This window comes from Paenibacillus sp., assembly GCF_035645195.1.
Classification (GTDB): domain Bacteria; phylum Bacillota; class Bacilli; order Paenibacillales; family YIM-B00363; genus Paenibacillus_AE.
In genome coordinates, this window is sequence record NZ_DASQNA010000007.1 from 362,948 (window position 1) to 380,783 (window position 17,836).

General features: G+C 54.9%; 30 protein-coding genes and 1 tRNA gene. 5 read left to right on the forward strand and 26 right to left on the reverse strand.

The window, feature by feature from the left end; all coding sequences use genetic code 11:
- The first annotated feature begins 29 nt into the window (after positions 1-29).
- A complete protein-coding gene (locus VE009_RS02800; protein ID WP_325005869.1) occupies positions 30-287 on the forward strand; it encodes a hypothetical protein in 258 nt (85 codons plus the stop codon).
- Here the strand turns inward: VE009_RS02800 and VE009_RS02805 are convergent.
- The 24 genes from VE009_RS02805 to VE009_RS02920 all read right to left on the reverse strand — a co-directional run bounded on the left by VE009_RS02805 (position 241) and on the right by VE009_RS02920 (position 12,034).
- The gene (locus VE009_RS02805; RefSeq protein ID WP_325005870.1) at positions 241-369 is read right to left on the reverse strand and encodes a hypothetical protein; all 129 of its coding nucleotides are present in this window, start codon (positions 367-369) and stop codon (positions 241-243) included. The two genes, VE009_RS02800 and VE009_RS02805, sit on opposite strands and share 47 nt — an antisense overlap.
- A complete protein-coding gene (locus VE009_RS02810; protein WP_325005871.1) occupies positions 356-766 on the reverse strand; it encodes a YopX family protein in 411 nt (136 codons plus the stop codon). Before VE009_RS02810 ends, VE009_RS02805 begins: the two co-directional genes overlap by 14 nt.
- Positions 753-1,685, reverse strand: a complete 933-nt coding sequence (locus tag VE009_RS02815; protein WP_325005872.1) for a hypothetical protein — start codon at positions 1,683-1,685, stop codon at positions 753-755. Before VE009_RS02815 ends, VE009_RS02810 begins: the two co-directional genes overlap by 14 nt.
- A gap of 418 nt (positions 1,686-2,103) precedes the next feature.
- Positions 2,104-2,646 carry a site-specific integrase gene (locus VE009_RS02820; RefSeq protein WP_325005873.1) on the reverse strand — a complete coding sequence of 181 codons (543 nt, stop codon included), beginning with the start codon at positions 2,644-2,646 and terminating at the stop codon, positions 2,104-2,106.
- 19 nt (positions 2,647-2,665) lie between these two features.
- Entirely contained in the window at positions 2,666-3,172 is a 507-nt protein-coding gene (locus VE009_RS02825) for a dUTP diphosphatase (protein WP_325005874.1), read from the reverse strand.
- A 565-nt stretch (positions 3,173-3,737) separates the two neighbouring features.
- A complete protein-coding gene (locus VE009_RS02830; protein WP_325005875.1) occupies positions 3,738-4,055 on the reverse strand; it encodes a hypothetical protein in 318 nt (105 codons plus the stop codon).
- A 28-nt stretch (positions 4,056-4,083) separates the two neighbouring features.
- Positions 4,084-4,521: an SAM-dependent methyltransferase gene (locus VE009_RS02835; protein ID WP_325005951.1), complete on the reverse strand. Its 438-nt coding sequence runs from the start codon at positions 4,519-4,521 to the stop codon at positions 4,084-4,086.
- Between the two features lie 52 nt (positions 4,522-4,573).
- Entirely contained in the window at positions 4,574-5,116 is a 543-nt protein-coding gene (locus VE009_RS02840) for a site-specific integrase (protein WP_325005876.1), read from the reverse strand.
- A gap of 32 nt (positions 5,117-5,148) precedes the next feature.
- Complete coding sequence (locus VE009_RS02845; protein ID WP_325005877.1) at positions 5,149-5,343, reverse strand: hypothetical protein; 195 nt, start codon at positions 5,341-5,343, stop codon at positions 5,149-5,151.
- A 362-nt stretch (positions 5,344-5,705) separates the two neighbouring features.
- A complete protein-coding gene (locus VE009_RS02850) occupies positions 5,706-6,149 on the reverse strand; it encodes a DUF1064 domain-containing protein (protein WP_414694760.1) in 444 nt (147 codons plus the stop codon).
- On the reverse strand, positions 6,142-6,348 hold the full coding sequence (locus tag VE009_RS02855; protein ID WP_325005878.1) for a LexA family protein: 207 nt from the start codon (positions 6,346-6,348) through the stop codon (positions 6,142-6,144). The genes VE009_RS02850 and VE009_RS02855 overlap by 8 nt, the downstream gene beginning before the upstream one ends.
- Positions 6,345-6,620 carry a hypothetical protein gene (locus tag VE009_RS02860; protein ID WP_325005879.1) on the reverse strand — a complete coding sequence of 92 codons (276 nt, stop codon included), beginning with the start codon at positions 6,618-6,620 and terminating at the stop codon, positions 6,345-6,347. The genes VE009_RS02855 and VE009_RS02860 overlap by 4 nt, the downstream gene beginning before the upstream one ends.
- Positions 6,621-6,719: 99 nt before the next feature.
- Complete coding sequence (locus VE009_RS02865; protein ID WP_325005880.1) at positions 6,720-6,923, reverse strand: hypothetical protein; 204 nt, start codon at positions 6,921-6,923, stop codon at positions 6,720-6,722.
- A gap of 149 nt (positions 6,924-7,072) precedes the next feature.
- Positions 7,073-8,407: a replicative DNA helicase gene (dnaB, locus tag VE009_RS02870; RefSeq protein WP_325005881.1), complete on the reverse strand. Its 1,335-nt coding sequence runs from the start codon at positions 8,405-8,407 to the stop codon at positions 7,073-7,075.
- A complete protein-coding gene (locus VE009_RS02875; RefSeq protein WP_325005882.1) occupies positions 8,400-8,735 on the reverse strand; it encodes a replicative helicase loader/inhibitor in 336 nt (111 codons plus the stop codon). The genes dnaB and VE009_RS02875 overlap by 8 nt, the downstream gene beginning before the upstream one ends.
- Positions 8,704-9,573, reverse strand: a complete 870-nt coding sequence (locus VE009_RS02880) for a DnaD domain protein (RefSeq protein WP_325005883.1) — start codon at positions 9,571-9,573, stop codon at positions 8,704-8,706. The genes VE009_RS02875 and VE009_RS02880 overlap by 32 nt, the downstream gene beginning before the upstream one ends.
- A gap of 70 nt (positions 9,574-9,643) precedes the next feature.
- Positions 9,644-10,060 carry a hypothetical protein gene (locus VE009_RS02885; protein WP_325005884.1) on the reverse strand — a complete coding sequence of 139 codons (417 nt, stop codon included), beginning with the start codon at positions 10,058-10,060 and terminating at the stop codon, positions 9,644-9,646.
- A 99-nt stretch (positions 10,061-10,159) separates the two neighbouring features.
- Entirely contained in the window at positions 10,160-10,435 is a 276-nt protein-coding gene (locus tag VE009_RS02890) for an AbrB/MazE/SpoVT family DNA-binding domain-containing protein (protein WP_325005885.1), read from the reverse strand.
- Between the two features lie 106 nt (positions 10,436-10,541).
- Positions 10,542-10,775, reverse strand: coding sequence for a hypothetical protein (locus VE009_RS02895; protein ID WP_325005886.1), 234 nt, complete (start codon positions 10,773-10,775; stop codon positions 10,542-10,544).
- Positions 10,772-10,906 carry a hypothetical protein gene (locus VE009_RS02900; RefSeq protein WP_325005887.1) on the reverse strand — a complete coding sequence of 45 codons (135 nt, stop codon included), beginning with the start codon at positions 10,904-10,906 and terminating at the stop codon, positions 10,772-10,774. The genes VE009_RS02895 and VE009_RS02900 overlap by 4 nt, the downstream gene beginning before the upstream one ends.
- Positions 10,907-11,006: 100 nt before the next feature.
- The gene (locus VE009_RS02905) at positions 11,007-11,222 is read right to left on the reverse strand and encodes a hypothetical protein (RefSeq protein ID WP_325005888.1); all 216 of its coding nucleotides are present in this window, start codon (positions 11,220-11,222) and stop codon (positions 11,007-11,009) included.
- Between the two features lie 82 nt (positions 11,223-11,304).
- Positions 11,305-11,484, reverse strand: coding sequence for a hypothetical protein (locus VE009_RS02910; protein WP_325005889.1), 180 nt, complete (start codon positions 11,482-11,484; stop codon positions 11,305-11,307).
- Positions 11,481-11,765, reverse strand: a complete 285-nt coding sequence (locus tag VE009_RS02915; RefSeq protein WP_325005890.1) for a helix-turn-helix domain-containing protein — start codon at positions 11,763-11,765, stop codon at positions 11,481-11,483. Before VE009_RS02915 ends, VE009_RS02910 begins: the two co-directional genes overlap by 4 nt.
- Positions 11,762-12,034: an XRE family transcriptional regulator gene (locus VE009_RS02920; protein ID WP_325005891.1), complete on the reverse strand. Its 273-nt coding sequence runs from the start codon at positions 12,032-12,034 to the stop codon at positions 11,762-11,764. Before VE009_RS02920 ends, VE009_RS02915 begins: the two co-directional genes overlap by 4 nt.
- Before the next feature lie 181 nt (positions 12,035-12,215).
- Between VE009_RS02920 and VE009_RS02925 the strand changes: the two genes are divergently transcribed.
- The 3 genes from VE009_RS02925 to VE009_RS02935 all read left to right on the forward strand — a co-directional run bounded on the left by VE009_RS02925 (position 12,216) and on the right by VE009_RS02935 (position 14,370).
- Complete coding sequence (locus VE009_RS02925) at positions 12,216-12,581, forward strand: helix-turn-helix transcriptional regulator (RefSeq protein WP_325005892.1); 366 nt, start codon at positions 12,216-12,218, stop codon at positions 12,579-12,581.
- Between the two features lie 17 nt (positions 12,582-12,598).
- Complete coding sequence (locus VE009_RS02930) at positions 12,599-13,072, forward strand: ImmA/IrrE family metallo-endopeptidase (protein WP_325005893.1); 474 nt, start codon at positions 12,599-12,601, stop codon at positions 13,070-13,072.
- Between the two features lie 77 nt (positions 13,073-13,149).
- A complete protein-coding gene (locus VE009_RS02935) occupies positions 13,150-14,370 on the forward strand; it encodes a site-specific integrase (protein ID WP_325005894.1) in 1,221 nt (406 codons plus the stop codon).
- A gap of 70 nt (positions 14,371-14,440) precedes the next feature.
- Here VE009_RS02935 and VE009_RS02940 read toward each other — a convergent pair.
- Together VE009_RS02940 and VE009_RS02945 are read right to left on the reverse strand one after the other, a co-directional pair.
- Positions 14,441-14,514: transfer RNA gene (locus VE009_RS02940), tRNA-Gly, on the reverse strand.
- Positions 14,515-14,683: 169 nt separating this feature from the next.
- Entirely contained in the window at positions 14,684-16,465 is a 1,782-nt protein-coding gene (locus tag VE009_RS02945; RefSeq protein ID WP_325005895.1) for a hypothetical protein, read from the reverse strand.
- Positions 16,466-16,891: 426 nt separating this feature from the next.
- Here VE009_RS02945 and VE009_RS02950 point away from each other — a divergent pair, with 426 nt between their 5' ends.
- Positions 16,892-17,815, forward strand: a complete 924-nt coding sequence (locus VE009_RS02950) for an aldo/keto reductase (RefSeq protein ID WP_325005896.1) — start codon at positions 16,892-16,894, stop codon at positions 17,813-17,815.
- The last annotated feature ends 21 nt before the right edge of the window (positions 17,816-17,836 follow it).

Consider the following 17,836-nt stretch of genomic DNA (forward strand, 5'->3'; position numbering starts at 1 on the left):
CGTGGTATAATTCAATTGGGGTGATTAATATGCTGCTTAGAACGCTCGACGACTTCGGAAAAGCCAAACGCACCAGCGAGCCGGTCATGGTCTTCACCGTCGACGAAGACGGGAACAAAGTATTCGACGGGTACGGCGTCATTATCGACTTTACGGACACGACGCTGTCGATCCTCTCCAACAGCGTCGGCGTTCTGCATTTCCTACGTGAAAACATCGAGGTGAAGACGGCCCGCAGCGTCAAAGCACGAATCGGTACACTGCCGCGGCGCCGGCGGCCAAAATGACCCACATCAACAGCGACAGTGCGAGCCCCCAGGCGAAGCCGGTCAGCGGATCGCCGTCTTCACGAAATTCAGGTTTTTTCATGGGGACCACCGCCCTCCAGAAGGTGCGGGTGTTCGTAGATGTTGCCGATGACTTCATATTCGTTCGTGTGATCGAACGACCAACCTACGCCTTCGTTGTCGTACAAGTGGAACCGTGCCCGCCTATCGTCGTAAACCACTCTGAAAATTTCGTTACCGTCCATCAGCTTGATGTCGAGTATATCCCCCTCATAAATCTCTTTTCCGTTCTTGTCCCTAAGGCCGGTTAATTGTCCGACTGTTTTTGGGTCGCATATTTCCCCGACAAATCGAACATTACGACCTTCGATCGCACCAATTTTGCCGATGTAGCAATCCCCTGGGCAACAATGGACTAGATCTCCATAAACCCATACGTCTGCGTCGATTCGCTTACCCCGAAACTTAATTTCGCGCATGTTCTGTCACCTCGACCTCGATGTAGTACGCCCCGCTCGCCGCATCGTATTTCAGCGGATATCGCTTCTTCGCGATCGCCTTGAACGGCTGCCAGCTCCCGATCCGCCGGTTCTCAAGACGAACCGTCGATTCACCGACGCCTCTAAGCTTCAGCCCTCGTCCTTTCTGGAAAACCAACTTTCCCGGGGCCGCGCCGATCATCAGCAGCTCGTTCGCTTTCAGCGCCATTTGCCTGGTCGCTTCCTCATCGAACGACATCCCGCGGCTGTTTAGGCTTACCGAAGGTCCGACCACTGTATGCTCTGCCTCGAACCATTCAACGTTGTTAAGTATCGTCGAGATCGTCGAATCGATGGCCGTCAAGCCCGCGGCGACCACTAACGGCGTTGGCTCAGCTGGATCTCCGACATGCGCGCCGATCGGCTGCGGATCGGGCGTCGGACCATGGTGCACAATGTCAGACGTTTGTTCCGCCGTTACAACGACGGGCTGTGGTGGCGCATGTTCATCCGGCATCGACTGCAGCAACTCGCGCGCCTTACCCGGTGTCACGCCCTTCAGCCCCCACACCTTGACCCAATACGGCAGCGTCTGATTCTTCATGTTCCATGCCCGCTCGATGCTCGATACGGTTTCGCCGGCAGCAATCTGCTCTAGGAAAATTCGCTTCGTCAGTCCGCAATCGGGACCCGTCTTCTTAGGTCTCATATCGTCCACCTCGTTCTTGGTTTGGTTTTCGATCAGCCTACTCCGTTCGCTTCGGCCGCCGTCGGGACTCGTGTGGATCGGCCTTCTTTCCGTCAGTTGCGTTCCGGTGCGCAGCTTCTCGAGTTCCTCCGGTGGCAGCTTATACGTCGTCACTGGTCCAGCAGCTACGGACTTCTCCTCATTGGCTCTGTTCGGTACTGGGGTTCCCACGGTTCTCCCTCCCATGACAGTTTGAAATTCTACGTCCTCCGTATCTCCGATCGTGATCGTCTTCAAGCCAGTTCTCTCGCGGACCGTATCAACCATTTCGGCGATTTCCTTAGCCATCTGCTCCCCGCCCAATGGATGCTCTCGAATTGCCTCGAGGTGATGACTTCCTGACAAGTCGTATGCCCTGGTATGCAGCCAGTTCATCCAGCTCCAAAACCGCTCGGTCGTCATCGATTTGGCCCGCTGAAACACTTTTCGTCTTTGGGTTTCGTCCAGCTCGAGTCACCTCCGGTTTTCCCTTTCCAGTTCCTCATATCTTATATTTTGTTGAACTGCCCAACCGCCGTTTTTCCCTTGCCGCTACAGCGTTTCCGGGGCTTGTCCAAAACCGTGTTACACAGTCGCGCATTATGAGTAATTAAAGGCTAAAACGGCTCAACGTGTTGTCCATCGTGTCCTGGTTAACGCCGATATACCGCAGCGTGATTCGTTCGGAGGAGTGGTTGAAGATGTCCATCAGCAGCGCGATGTTTTTGTATTTCAGATAGTGGTGGTAACCGAAGGTCTTTCTCATGGTGTGGGTGCCGATCTCTTCGAGGCCGAAGACCTTGGCGGCTTGGTTGAGGAGCTTGTAGGCCATTTCGCGGCTGATCGGCTTGTTGTAGCCCTGGCGGCTCTTGATGAGGTATTCGTCGCCGTCCTTGCCCTCTATGTAGCCCTTGAGCTCGTTCTTCAGCGTCGGATTGATCAGGATACGCTTCTGCTTCCCTGTCTTCGTCTCCCGCATGCTGATGTGCGTTCCCCTGACGTCCTTCACGCGGAGCTTCAAGATGTCGGAGATCCGGAGGCCCGTGTTTATGCCAAGGACGAACAGGATGTAATTTCGCTCGTTCGTCTCCCGCAGATACTTCTTGATGTCGGTGATGAGCTCCGGATCGCGGATCGGTTGAACATAATTCACTGGGCCTCACGCTCCCCTATCAGTATCCGGTCGCCTGCCGGTCGTGGTTCACTGCGTTCTTCGCTAGGTAGGCAGCTTCGATCTGCTTCCAAGTGAACCCCAGTCGCTGGGTACCAAGTGCGATAAATTGGTCCAAAGCATCCCAAAAAGCGTTGTCGTCGAGGTTCGAATAATCAACGTAATCGATCAGGCCGACTGCCGTGATGATATCGATGAAGATTTTGATCGTGTCTTCCTTGATCTCTTGGTGATTTATATCCAGTTGATATAGTGGAACGCCCAATTGCCGCGCAATCGAGAGAAAGAAGTGTAGACAATCCACGTATTCTTCGAGCATTTTCTCGATCCTTGGTGCCTTATCGTTGCTCCAGTGTTTAAAGCCACGCCATTCGTTCGCCAGCTCAGCAATCTCGACCTGCAGGGCGAGGACGGTGTTCGGCAGCAGGTCTTGACCCTGCAGCCCCTTCTCCTCGATAATCCGCGCGTCGAGCGCCTTTTGCATTTCGTAAAGCTCTGTTATCTCCACAGCTCTTCCTCCCGTTGCCATATTATTGTGAATTTCCTTTCAGATAGTGAAACTCTTACTTAGATGGACCGTATTTACTTGTATCCCTCGATAAGAGGGGGGAAGGAGTTGGTCGGATGTTAATCTTTATAGCCGACTTTATATTCTCCCCTTGTTCCTCTGAGAAGGACTATCGCGGCTGAACAATCCCTGAAATAGGCGGCAAAGTTTTACCGAAGGTTCCACGCCTTCCTTCCGCTGACGAGCGTAAAACGGCCATCAGTACATAGGGAACTCAGTAGCGACCCGGCTGCCATGGGCAATGAGGGGAATCAAAACATAGCAGTGCCACAGCTGCTTAAGTCATGGCCGATCCCAAGAAGCTGGGCACGGCACGCTCAGTGCGATGGATAACCTCAAAAGTTACGCGGGTCACTTGGCCGATACACCAACGGCTCCAATATTCGGCGGCTTTCTTCAGGCCCATTCGCTGCAAGGTTGTTGAGGTAAACAAACGTGGGGCAGAGACCGTGGGGAGTGCCGTTCCCTGCGGTTTTTGCTTTGTATCACAATATTCAGCCTGCGTTCATTCTTCTTTGGCGATGACGCAAGGGAATTCTCTCTCCTCACGCTTATTGATGAGGTCCTGATATGAGATGAGGACTGCATCCTCCTCGTCTTTACAGAAAGAGCATCCGCCGTCTTCGCAGCAGTACACCGATGGCGATTCCACCTGGTTTCGAGTGAGCTGCCGAATCGATATCGTCACTTCCTCGGTTTCCCCTTCGCCGGGTTCACCAATGACCAAATCCGAAAGTTCGTGAGTTTCTTCAACGTAAACCCCGAGAGCATGGTCCGCAGACTTGGCCGCGATCCAGTACGGACCGATTTCGTAAACGTTCATGCATACCCCTCCCCATGTCCTTCCATATTCACCCAATGTTCCTCTGATCGTCTTTCATGTAGACGAGCCAATGCGTCTTGCTTCTCCGATTACCGAAGAGCGGTCGCCGGTCGATCGCTCTCAGAACTTCGCCCAGGCTGACCTGATCCTCGTTCCACTTGAAGATTAGCGTCCCGTTCGGCTTCAGCACCCGCATGCATTCTTGAAAACCCTGCTTGATGTCTTCCTTCCAGTCAGGCCCGAGCTTCCCGTATTTCTTGGCCAACCATGAATCTTCGCCAGCCTTCAGCAGATGCGGCGGGTCGAAGACGACAAAATAAAAAGATTCGTCCGCAAAAGGCATACGCCGGAAATCGGCGATCACGTCAGGGTTGACGTTGAGCGTTCGCCCGTCGCACAGCACATCGTCGAGCTCCCGATTATCCATGTAGACCGCGTCAGGATGCTGCTTGTCGAACCAGAACATCCGGCTGCCGCAACAGGCATCTAAAATTCTCGCTTCTGGCAATTCCCTCACCTCACAGATGGAAGCCGCCAACGGCCTCGTCAATAATGTCTTGGTTGATTCCGATATAGCGCATCGTAATCGACGGCGCCGAATGATTGAATATCTCCTGCAGCAGTGCGACGTCCTTGTATCGCTTGTAGAAATGGTACCCAAACGTCTTCCGCAGCGTGTGCGTCCCGATCTCAATCAGACCGACCTCCGCCGCCGCGTAGTTCAGGATGCGGTACGCCTGCACCCTTCCGATGTTCTGCTTCGTCCGGTAGCTCGGGAACAACGGAGCGTCATCCTTCATGCCCTTCGTGTACTGATTTATGATTTCGCGCAGCTCCGCGTTGATCGGGAACCGTTTGCGCTTCTGCGTCTTGCCTTCGATGATGCGGATGTGCGATTTATTCCGGACGTCCCGGACGTGAAGCTTGAGAAGATCGCCGATGCGAAGGCCGACATTAATTCCCATCACGAGCAGGAACCAGTCGCGCTCCGATCGCTCTCGCAGCACCGCTTTCATCCGTTCAAGCTTCTCGACGCTCCGGATCGGCTGTACGACTTCCATCGCATCTCTCCCCTCTCATGAAAAATCCGTATTCATCGAATTACTTTCTGCCATGGCGGCAATACAGCGAACCGATACAGTACGTGCGACACCGACGAGCACCCCATAACGTCGCAATTGTGGCTTTCGTCGTCTTCGTCCGGGATGCCAGTGATAACGACTTGATCGTCGGAGGCGTAGACTTGTACATTCTCCAACTCCTTGAAACGATCTGGAACTTTGCTCATTCATGAACACCGCCTATTCATTGTGTTACCAGTCCCGCTTCCGCTTGAGCTATCTCAGGTAATCGAATAAATCCATCTGCCTTTCGAAGACGATCTCCTTGGCCCATCTGGCAAATGAGGCACGGGTCACCCTTCGCGTCCTGCCGTAATGGAACCCGCTCGTAACGATGTACATCAGGCAGTCCTTGTCTTTTTGCTTTGGTCTCGCCAAGTGAGCGCCAATCCGTTCTACTCGGCGTTCCGAGTAATACTGCCCCTTCCTTCGGCTCCGGTACACTTGACCCGGCTTGATTTCGCTTTTCTTCATTGCGCTCTGCTCCCGCTTCGGGTCTTTTCCTCCATGGCTACGGCGCGGACGCGGTTCACCGCTCCATCCATCTCCCGCTCCGCTTGGTAACGAGGGTCAGCTTGTAGTCCTCGTAGACGGCCGCAAACAGCTTCTGCTTTAGCCTGAAGTCCTTCGTGATGTGTCCCTTGACGTCGATCACTTCGAAGTCACCGCCGGGATACACCACTTGGAAATCCGCCTTATACTTAATCCGAGGCTTGTCCTGCAAAATGAACTCTGGCTGCAGCACAATGTCTTGGATCTCGCCGGCCGCCATCCGCTTCTTGAGCAGCAGATAATACTCGGCCTCCATCTTGCTGTCGAACTTGATGCCGGTGACGTCATTGATGCCGTGACGCCTGAGCATATCGACCTCGAACATCGTGCCATCGGTGGTTACTATAACTTTCTTGGCGCCGAATTTGTTCTGGCCGTGAAGGCGGGGACGTGGAGTCCAAGACCCGATCCGTCTACCCATTCGCAATAACCTCAATCGCCCGCGGGCTTGCCGGCTTCCGTTTGATCCTGCCCTTTTGCTCTAGGCGTTGCAGGTGCCCATTCACCGTCGACGAAGATCTCAGCCCAACACCTTCGCAGATCTCGCGGATCGTAGGCGCGTATCCGTGCATTTCCCGGTGCTGGATGATGTATTTCAAAACCCGCTCGCTCGTTTTCATTCGTTCACCATCCTACTGTGCTGATTCCCGTGAAACCGTCTGTCATTTTCATCAACAACTCTTCGTTTGAGATCTTCAAACCTACGGGGGAGATGTTCCGCGATCATTGAGGAGGGGACCCCGCAAAGGTGCATTTCCTTGATCATGCTGCGAGTTATTTCGTCGATCTTGATCAGGCGGTCTTTGATCAGCCACTCGTAACTTTTCCAGCTGAGTTCTAGTTGATTTAGCTGATTGTCTATGGTCATTTTCCGCCTGCGCTCTTTGCCCACTTCTGTCCCCCCTCCTTTCTTGCAACTCCCGCGCAGCCTCATAGCGGAGCCCCAGCCGGCTCTCCGGGCTCGTGGCAATGCGGTACAGCTCGGCGTCGGTCATCTCGCGTAAACCTTCCACGCTTCCGGCACCTCCCGTCTATCTGCAGTCATCTCGACTTGATACAGCAGCTGGATGACCTCGTTTCGAAATTCGCGGAAGGAGATGGCCTTGAACTCCTCGAAATCCGCTTCGTTCTCCCACTGGCCGGGCAGATATGCGAACCGTAATCCTCCCCGCTCCAGCACCATGGTCGTTCCCATCGCTCTCATCGTCCAAAGCCGCGAAGCGAGCTCGATAGCTGTTTCCGGATCCGGTGCTAGCCGGTGAACCAGGAGTAGCGCACAGCGCCAGCGTTTCGTGTCCGGTGTGTTCGGCCGCGGGTCGTGAAGTATGTAAGCTATGTCGGCACTCATGCGCTGTGTCCCCGGTCGAGATCGACGAACTTACTGTAGTTTTTGAGGTAAACCACTTCGACGACGCCCGTTCCTGTGTTCCGGCCTTTTGCGACGATGACTTCGACGATGTTTTTCTTCTCGGACTCGGCATTGTAATAGTCGTCCCGATACAAAAATTCAATCTCGTCCGCATCCTGTTCGATGTCTCCAGACTCACGCAGATCGGACATCATCGGTCGCTTGTCCTGACGCTGCTCCACGGCCCGGCTTAACTGCGACAATGCGACAACCGGGCAGTTGTTGTCCCGGGCGCACTGCTTGAGCGTCCTGGAGATGTGGCCGATCTCGAGGTTTCGGTTCTGGAACACGCGGCCGCCGTTGATGAGCTGCAGGTAGTCGATGTAGAAAATAATGTTGTCCCCGTGCTTCTTGCGGAAGGCTCGCATCTTCGACCGGATCTGCTGAACCGAGAGTCCTGGAGTATCGTCGATGTAGATCGGGAGGTTCGACAGCTTTGCCGCTGCGCCCGTGTAACGCTCCCAGTCGTTTGCATCGAGTCGACCCGTTCGAAGCTTCATTCCGTCGATATCCCCTAGAGCCGCAATCATGCGCTCTGCAAGCGACGTCCTCGGCATCTCGAGGCTGAATATTCCGACCGTCGTGCCCCCCTTGGCCGCGGCGAGTGCATCGTTCAACATGAACGCTGTCTTGCCTACAGACGGCCGAGCAGCAATGATGATGAAGTCCTGCTTCTGCCTCCCTGATGTGAGTCGATCAAGGTCTCTGCTGGCGGTTTTAACGCCTACGACCTCCCCGTTGCTGTTATAACGCACATCGAGCAGATCCGAATGTTCCCGAAGTATCTGGCCTGTTGCGACGAATTCACGTTCGGGTCGGAGCTCATCTCCGAGTGAATCCGCGACCTCCTGCATGCTGGCGATGAATGCCTTCGGGTCATCCATCTCTTTGCCGTTATCCATCATCGCCTTGGCTGCTCTGAAAGCCTTTCGCGAGAGTGACTTGTTCTTCACGATCGATAGGTAGTGGCGGATGTTGGCGGCCGTCGGTACGGATCCGGCCAGCTCGGTAAGGTACTTCACGCCGCCAATGCCAGCGAGCTTACCGTCACTCATCAGCTGCTCAGTCAGGGTGATCAGGTCGATCGGTTTGTTCGAATCGGATAACTCGATCATGCCCTGGAGGATGCTTTGATGCCCCTCCTTGTAGAAATCCTCGACCTTCACCCACTCAAGCGCCACATCGAGAGCCTCAGGGCTCAGGAGGATTGCTCCGAGCACGGCCTGCTCCGCTTCCAGGTTGATAAAGTTCGACATGTTCAGTTCAGTCACCGATTACACCTCCGCGTCTCCACGGCGGCGGTGTCGCTTCCGCTGCCCATCGTTCCATGTCGTGGAGCCGTTCTTTGGTTTCCGCACCAAGTTTCGCGTAATCTACGTGCTGTTCTGGATCTTTCTGCACAAGCGGCCGCCGCAGATCGGCGATCGTTGGCGGGAACGTGCTTGACACTATATGGCGCCGAAGGTTCTCGGCAGCTTGATCAAAGCTGATGTCCTGCAGGTATTGGTGCCAGAACAGCACTTTCTCCTTGTCAGCTGTAAAGTTTGGATAGGCCATCGTCACCTGCTCAAACAGGCGGGCCACTTCCGCTTTCTGCATTGGTCTCCTCCCTTGCGAATTGCTCCTGCATTTCGCGGAGCTTCTGAGCTTGGTCTGCTTGTCGACTGCCGCGGGCGCCCCTGCTTCCCGTTCGCTGCTCGTTCTTCGACCTGGCTTCTGCCCGCGATCTTATCCCTTGCTCCTGCCAACTTCGGTCCACTTTTTGCATGTACTCCAGCGACGGCTTTGTTGCGTGTGAACCAACTTCGTAAAGCAGCTCGATGACGTATTCCGTTGAGTTTCCCCGGTTCAAAATCGATCGGTAAAAATCATGGAACAGCGGGGAGATCGTGAGCGTTCCAAACACTTTTGTGTGAGCGTCGTTTATCGTCTTGTACCCGCCGCCGATCGGTTCTTCGGATTCATCCGTCACCAGTGGTGGTTCGGAAACAGGTTCGTGCGCGGGCGCAGTTGCAGTAGTAATATGGTTAGGTTCTGTTTGGTTAGGTACTGTAGCCCCGTGACGGGCGTTGCCGTCTTCCGTGACGGGCGCGTGACGGGCGCGTGACTTCCGCTTCCGCTCCTTGTTTTGCTCCCGCTTCTCGACAAGACGTCCCGCGTATTCCTCCCAATCGTGAATCTGCATATCGCTCTCAATAAATCCGGCGTCCACAAGACCTCTAACCATCGTGGATGCCTCGCCTTCCCATCCGCATGCGTCGGCGATATCCTCGTTATCGAATCGGGATAGATCGCCGTCTTGGGCGTAATCGAGAGCCCACCACCACAAGAAATGTAGGTGGCCAACGGCTGCAGGAACAGAAACGCCGAGAAGTCTCGCGAGCTTTTTTGTTTTCGGATGCCTGCCCAGCTCTTGATGACTCTCTAGCCACGCCATTCCCATATCCCACCTTTATTTGGTCTGCATTCGGGCGTCATGCCTCGCATCATCCTCCTCTCCCCCGAGATCAGGATCCGTTCTGCGGGTTCAGCATTTCCGCCATCAGCACTTTGTGCGTATACTTCAAGCTGTTGATGACTTCCAGGTTGGAAGCGAACGCGTTATTCCAGCGCACCTTTTCCGCCTCGAGCTCTGCCTCTTTCAGCCGCAGCTCGACGACAGCAAGCTCCGCATGATGAGCCTTGTCCCGCTTCGCTGCGAGAAAAGCTTCCGCATGAACCCGCTTCCGCTCCGCATAAACGCGATTGTAATCCCGGACCGCATTAGCTGCAAATCGACCGATAATGACCTGAGCTTCGGACAGCAGTTCAATCTTTCGAGCCACGCCGGACGGAGTGTCCAAGTCGCACCGATCCGCTCTCTTGAGCAGAATCATTAACGCCCGTTGCTGGTCTTCTTTGGTATGTAACGAAGCGATGGACATGGGCGCACTCCTTCCGATCTTTTCCGCACAGCCAATATCGTGTATAATGGGTTCAAATAAACATTTTCGTTTTGCAATAAGTCGCCCTGGACCGGCGGCTTATTTGCTTTTTACGTTACCGCTTGTCGTCAATTGCTCCGCTATCTGCTCCGTACATTTGCGACAAACCAGCTTGTCCAAGAGCGTCTTCAATCCATCATCCACCGACCCGCAATAGACGCAGCCCGGAGCGTACTTCCGCAGCACAATGCGCTCCCCGTCTACGAATACCTCCAATGGGTCTTTCTCGCCGATCCCCAGCGTCCGCCGCAGCTCCATAGGGATAACGATGCGCCCCAGCTCGTCCACCTTTCGAACAACTCCTGTGCTTTTCATTTGAATGCCTCCCATGGTATTTGATTGAGATAAACCCGTTCCGTCCGCCAGCTACGCGCCATTGTGGCAAGCTGCAGCAAGTTCTCGTATGTACGCTGGCGGCGGGTCATAGCCGATCGATCTCCCATCCTGCATAATGCTTGTATCCATCCCGGTACCCGACTTTCACGATCTCGACCGGCTTCGGAACGTTCCCGTCTTTCAGCGGCTCCGAGGCGTAGATTTTGTCGACCCGAAACTCGAAGGCGTGCCAGCTGCCGTTTTGAAGCTCGTACGAGACGAGTGTGACTTTCGCGACCATGCCCTTTTCGTTGTAGATGAATCGGTCCCCGGGTTTCATGCTGCCAACCACGCCTCCCACGTCCCTCTCCGGTACTTCTCGACGAATTGCTCGAAGGTGAGCCCGTAACGCTCGCGGACCCGATGGTAGACGAAATATTCGCCGAGTCGATCCAACTGCTCGTCCGTCATTTCCGCCGCGCCTCCCGGTTCCGAATCGCGATCAGCGATCCGGCGACAAGCAATGCCGAGAATATAATTCCGAACCAATCGATCATCCCGCTTCCTCCAATCAAACCAGTTTGAAGCCAAATTTCTCGGCGTAGTGCATGCCTATCATGATGTGCATCCCTGGACGCAGCTCGTAACGTCGAAATTCCCGCTCCACCATGCGCTGACCCTTTTCCGTCAAGATCCAGCGCTCTCCGTCAGCGTGGACCGCATAACCGTCTTCGACGAGCTGATCGAGCACGCTTTGCTCGAAAGTTTTCTCCGGTGCATTCTCCAAATCTCTCACCTCCTTCCATATCACCCTTTGAAAACGTGATAGAGCAAAACAATGCAGATAAAAGCGGGCGTAACCGCCCGAGTCAATCCCCTAACACCCGATACGCATCCCAGCGCTGCGGCTTCGCGTTCGAGCCGATGATCTCACAATGGGGATGCCGTTGCGCGAAGTCCTCTCGAGCATCGGCCTCAGTGCCGGCCACGACCTCCGCGGAGATTGTGCCACGTTCGGGGTGATTAAAGCGGATGATGTACGTCTTCATTGAGCAAGCCTCCCGACCAATCGATTTTCAATTGACCTATCCAAATCGATTTGTCGAAAATAGACATTTTCGCGTTGCTTGAAATGCGGGATCTCATTAGCAGCGACCATACGCCGCAGCGTGCTGATGGATACCTTCAGATATTGCGCCGCCTCTTTGAAGGTGAAAATGTTGGCGTAGATGCGGCGCTCGATTTCCGGCTGGAGCTCGCTGAGTATTTCTTGCCTAAGCTCTCGCTTTATATCCATCCTGATCGCCTCGAGAAAATCCGAGGTGTTCAATTGGATACCTCCTTTATGTAGTTGTCTTGGCCCTTCTCGTAATGCTCCTCGACCATATCTTCGGGCTGTCCTTCGTCTTTCTGGAATAGGTACTCAAAATCACAATCGGGGAAGAACTCCCGTTTGATCTTCAGTGCTTCATCCAGATGAAAAGGAGAACGACCTTTGGTCTTATCGATGATCGTTGCGTAACGAACGCCCAAGCACATCGCCAAGTGACCTTTGGTTATGCTATTCCTCGCCATTTCCGCCTCTAGGTTGCGAAACAAATTGGCCTACACCTCCAAATACTCAATTTCGTATTGTGACCCCATAATATACTCAATTTCGTATCATGTCAACCGAAATTAATACATAAAATACGAAATTGCATGTTTACAAATAATAACTTTGTGCGTATACTTGTCTTGGGTGTACGAAATTCCGTATATTTTGGAAGGGGAATAGGTAGTGGATAAACGGACGGAGATAATAAAAAACCTTATTGAAAAGGGGTGGCCCAGTCAGAAAGCATTTGCTGAAAGCGCCAATATACCCTATACAACGCTTCGGTCTATTTTGGAGAGAGGCGTAGGAAAATCCGCAGTTGAGAACGTGATAAAAATCTGCAAAACCTTAAATCTCAAAGTAGAAGACTTGGAGAGGATGGCCGAGGACGGTATTGAAGAAATTCCGGAGCAATCGGATCTCTCTGAAGAAGAAATCCTTACGCTGGCAGCACATCAAGTCGGGCATGAAGGCGAATTGACTGAAGAACAGCTTGCCCAAATAAAGCTGGCGGTCAAAATTGCACTTGCACGGGATGCCCTTAAATAGTCAGCGGAGGACAAGCTATGCCCAATTACGACAAACTACTCCATGAGGCACCGATTCCCGTCTATGACGCTGCTGATCTACCCGCCAACTTGAAGGGTTTATACGTCGAAACCAAAGCAAAGAAAGTAATATTGCTCGATAAACGACGAATCAGATCACGGGTGGAAAGAACTTGTATTTTGGCAGAAGAACTCGGCCATTATTACAAAACATCCGGAAATATCATAGATCAAGCGAAGCTGGAGAATCGTAAACAAGAACTGTTGGCTCGGTCGTGGGCTTACGAGAAACTTGTTCCCCTATCTGCAATAATTGAAGCGCATAAAGCCGGCATACGGAACCGGTATGAATTCGCCGAACGACTCCAGGTAACTGAGGAGTTCCTTATGGAAGCAATCAAACGGTACACAGAAAAATACGGTCTTTACAAAAAGATGGGGAAATTCACAATAAGCTTCGAACCACTTGGTGTAGTTGAGATGTTTGAATAGAAATTCGCGCTTCCCGGCCGTGAGGGCCGTTTATTATACAATAAAACCGAACAAATGTTTTTATGGGAGGAAGAAAAATGGCATATATAGAACATTTGAGCGGAAACAAATATCGACTCGTTGCGCGAGACCCGGCCGCAATCGGAAGAAAACGCATCTCGCAATCGGTTGAAGTTCCGCCCGAAGTCGCAAAGTCCGAGCGCAAGAAGAAACAATGGCTTGATCTAGAACTGGCTAAGTTTGCGGAGAAGGTTGAAAACGGTGAAGTGGTAAGGCTTGAGAAGATGACTCTCGAGCAATTCCTGCCGAAGTGGAAGTCAGGTTATGCAGACCAGCGGCTTGGAGAGTATACGAGGAAAAACACCTTGGATTATATCAGCCGGTACATCGTCCCTGTGTTTGGCGCGTCTCGACTCGACCAGATTAAACCGCTGCACATCGTCACGTTTCTCGCGGAATTGCGAAAGCGAGATGGTTCACCGATGGCCACAAACACGAAGCTAAATATTTTCAAAGCGCTAAAGTCGATCTTTGACTCCGCGAAGAAATGGCAGTTGATCGCCACCAATCCGATCGAAGGCGTTGACAGACCTTCGCCAGACAAGAAGGAAAAACGTGAAATGCGACAGCGGAAGAAGTCATTTAACCGCAACGAGACGGAAGCGGTCATAACAGCATTATACGCCCTACCCGACCAGTGGCGGCTATACTTCATCGGTGTTCTACTCGGCGGATTCCGACGCGGCGAATTCCTGGCCGTGGAGTGGCCTCAGGTTGATTTTGAACGTCTCGGTATTCACGTTGTTAAGCAAATCACTTTGGACGAAGTAGGAAATAAGATCGAAGGCGAATTGAAAACTGAAGAATCCGAAGCGTTCGTCCCTATGCCCCGCTGGTACATGGAAGAGCTTCAGGCGTATCGCAAACAATGGAATAAGGAAAAGCTGCGTTGCAAGGATTGGAAAGGCGATTCTAAGCAATATGTTTTCCATGGCGGCCAAGGAATTATGTATTACCCGTCCACCGCGACAGGAACGTGGCGAAAGTTTTTGATAAAAAACGGGCTTCCGAAAATTCGTCTTCATGATCTCAGGCATACAACAGCCACTCTGCTTCGTGAGAATGGCAAGGACTTGAAGACCATTCAAGAGCGGCTTCGGCACGCGCGCCTGGAGACCACAGCAAATATTTATACGCACGAATCAGATCTCGTGAGTCGGGATGCTGCTGACAGCTTAGAAGTGCTCAACCCCAAGATTTCAAAATTTGCCCCACGATCTGCCCCACAAAATAAATGAGTTCATCCTACCCTCCAAAATAGAAAATAAAAAACCCCTTATGTATCAAGGGATTTCGGCTATATATGTATGGAGCGGGTGATGGGAATCGAACCCACGCTACCAGCTTGGGAAGCTGGAGTTCTACCATTGAACTACACCCGCAGTGAAAGTTATTATAGTACGTTTCGAGTACGATTTCAAGTGGCGCCGGGCGGAAATCGGATAGGAATGTTTAGGAGGAAAGCGCCGCCCGCCGTCACTATGACGGCTGGAACGACGCTCGGAAGCGAGCCGGAACCGCGTCCGGCCCGCATTTCAGTTTCCTGCAAGATTACCCATGCTGTTTCAACGCCCAAAGCTTTTGTTTGAAGTACCGTCTTGTCGGACCGAAGGTGACGGCCCCCAAAGCTGCCAGGCCGAAGCCGACAAGCATCATGAGCACGCTCGACGTCGCTGTATCGGGAAGGCCGCCAATAGAAACTTTGCTGAGCGGCTTCACCTGGCTCGTTCCGCTTCCGCCGCCGTCGGCCGCATTCGTCGCATCGCCGCCGCCCGCCGCGTTGTTGTCATCTCCGTCGAGGTCGAGGTCGAGGCTCGGGAAAGGGAAGTCGGCATCGCTGCCGATCTCGTCGTCGTTGTCGATGATGCCGCCGGTGCTGCCGCCGCCGCTTCCACCGCCACCGGTGCCGCCTCCGCCGCTTCCACCGCCGCCGGTGCCGCCGCCTCCGTTGCCACCGCCGCCGCCGCCGCCACCGCCGCCGCCACCGGTGTCGCCGCCGCCTCCGCCGCCACCGCCGGGATCGTTACCGCCAGGATCGTTACCGCCAGGATCGTTGCCGCCAGGATCGTTGCCGCCGGGATCGTTGCCGCCGGGATCGTTACCGCCGGGATCATTGCCGCCGGGATCGTTGCCGCCGGGGTCGTTGCCGCCGGGGTCGTTGCCGCCGCCGCCACCGCCACCGCCGCCGCCGCCGCCACCGCCGCCGCCGTTAGAGCCGCCAGTGAGCAGATTCACCGCGATGCCGAGCAAGCCGTCGCCGACCGCATTCCCGCCGTTCGTCAGCAGATTCAATCCAACGCCGGCCGTGTCGCCGGTACCAATCGCTTGGCCGTTGCCGCTCGACAAAATATTGCCGGCCGCGCCGGCCAATCCGCCCGTACCCGTCGCTTGGCTGCCGCTGGACAGCACGTTGGCGCCCAGACCGGCCACCCCGGCGGTCGACGAACCCGCCGCGCCGCTCGAACCGCTCGACAGGACGTTGCCGCCGACGCCGGTGAGCCCGCCGGTTCCCGTACTTTTGCTGTCGCCGCTCGACAGAATGTTGCCGCCGACACCGGCCGTCTCGCCCGTTCCCGTGCCTTGGCTGTTGCCGCTTGACAGAATGTTGCCGCCGACGCCGGCCGTGCTGCCCGTGCCCGTTCCTTGGCTGTTGCCGCTCGACAGGACGTTGCCGCCGACGCCGGCCGTGCTGCCCGTGCCCGTCCCTTTGCTGCTGCCGTCCGACAATACGTTGGCGCCGACGCCGGCCGTGCCGCCCGTGCCCGAGCCTTGGCTGCTGCCGCCCGACAACACATTGGCGCCGACTCCCGCGGGACCGCCCGTGCCCGTACTCTGGCTGTCGCCGCTGGACAATACGTTAGCGCTTCCGCCGACAAGGCCGCCGTTGCCGGTTGCGCTGCTGTTGCCGCTCGACAGCACATTGGCGTTCACGGTCGCCGCTTCTCCGCTGCTGGACGCGCTGCTGCTGCCGCTGGACAACACATTGGCGTCGACGCTTGCGGCCGTGTCCTTCCCGGGCGCCTTGACATCCACCTTAATACTGTCGCTGCCGACCGTAGCGCCTTTGTCGTTGACCGACAAGATGTTGGCGCCGATGCCGGCGATCTCTCCGCTGCCGGACGAGTCGTTATCGTCCTTCTTCAACAAATTAACGTCGATCCCGGTTGCTTTGACGCTATCTACCGCTCCTCCCACGCTTTCGGCTTCCGCGACAGCTTTGACCGGCTCCGACAATGTACCTAACGGACCGGCCATGGCCGATTGGGCGAACCCCCCGACGCACAGCAAGGAGACCGCGCCCACCCGCAATATTTTCTTGGGTTTCTTCCTCATACTCCAACTCCTCCAATTTTTACAGGATCGACGTCAAACGAACGGCTCCTCCCCAGGTCCGTGCTGCTCTCCTTTGCAAAAAAAAGGCCGGCGAACCTTAGCGCGGCGACGGCACGTTCAAGAAACCAAACTTAACCAGATACATTTCGTATCATTGCATGCATTAAATGTATCATCCTTCCACCTTTCTGTAAATGCGTAGCGTTGAAATTCCGACAAATCCTCATAAAGTTCCGCTCCAATTGATACAATCGCGAAACGAATAGGCGAACCTTGGTCGCGTTTTCTTCGATACAGCCGTAGTCCTGAAGATGTTATTTCCTTGAAAAAAACAGGAAAAGCGCCGCCGGGGCATGGCAACCGAGCCGCGACGTTTGGTACACTGGAGATGGAAATCGATACCGCGAAGGGAGACGGGATGAACTGATGAAATACCGGCGATTGGGCAAAACGGGGTTGAAGGTATCCGTCATCGGAGTCGGCACGTGGCAGTTCGGCGGCGAGTGGGGCGTATCGTACACGCAGGAGGAAGCGAACGCGGTGCTGCGCCGCGCGAAGGAAGTCGGCATCAACCTGATCGACACGGCCGAATGCTACGGCGATCACCTGTCGGAGCGGCTGATCGGCGAATTCCTGAAGCAGGACAAGCGCGAGGATTGGGTGCTGGCGACAAAGTTCGGCCATCATTTCAACGGCTTGTTCGAACGGGATCAGCTGTGGTCGGCGGTGGACGTGAAGAAGCAGCTGGAGGATTCGCTGCGCGCGCTGCAAACCGATTACATAGACTTGTACCAATTCCACTCGGGCACGGACGAGGCGTTCGACAACGACGAGCTGTGGACGATGCTGGACAAAGAGGTGCAGGCGGGCAAAATTCGCCACCTCGGCATCTCGATCGGCAGCAACGACAACCTGCACCAGACGGCGGCCGCGGCGAAGGTGAACGCCTCCGCGATCCAAGTCGTCTACAACCGGTTGGATCGGGCGCCGGAGCAGCGCGTGTTCCCGTCGTGCATCGAGCAGGACCTCGGCGTGCTGGCGCGCGTGCCGCTCGCGAGCGGCTATCTCAGCGGCAAGTACAAGCCGGACGCGGCGTTCGTCGCAACGGACGTCCGCAGCCGCCACGACGCGGAGCAGCGCCGCGCGAAGCTCGAAGAAGTCGAGCGCATTCGGGAGAACGAACTGCCGGCCGGCATGGATATGGCGCAATGGGCGCTCGCCTGGTGCCTGCGTCACGACGCGGTAACCTGCGTCATCCCGGGTTGCAAGACGCCGGAGCAAGTCGACGCGAACGCCGCGGCCGCCCGTTACGCCAGCGATCTGCACCCGCAGGCGTGGAAAGAAGCATAACAATACCAAAAAAGCTGATCG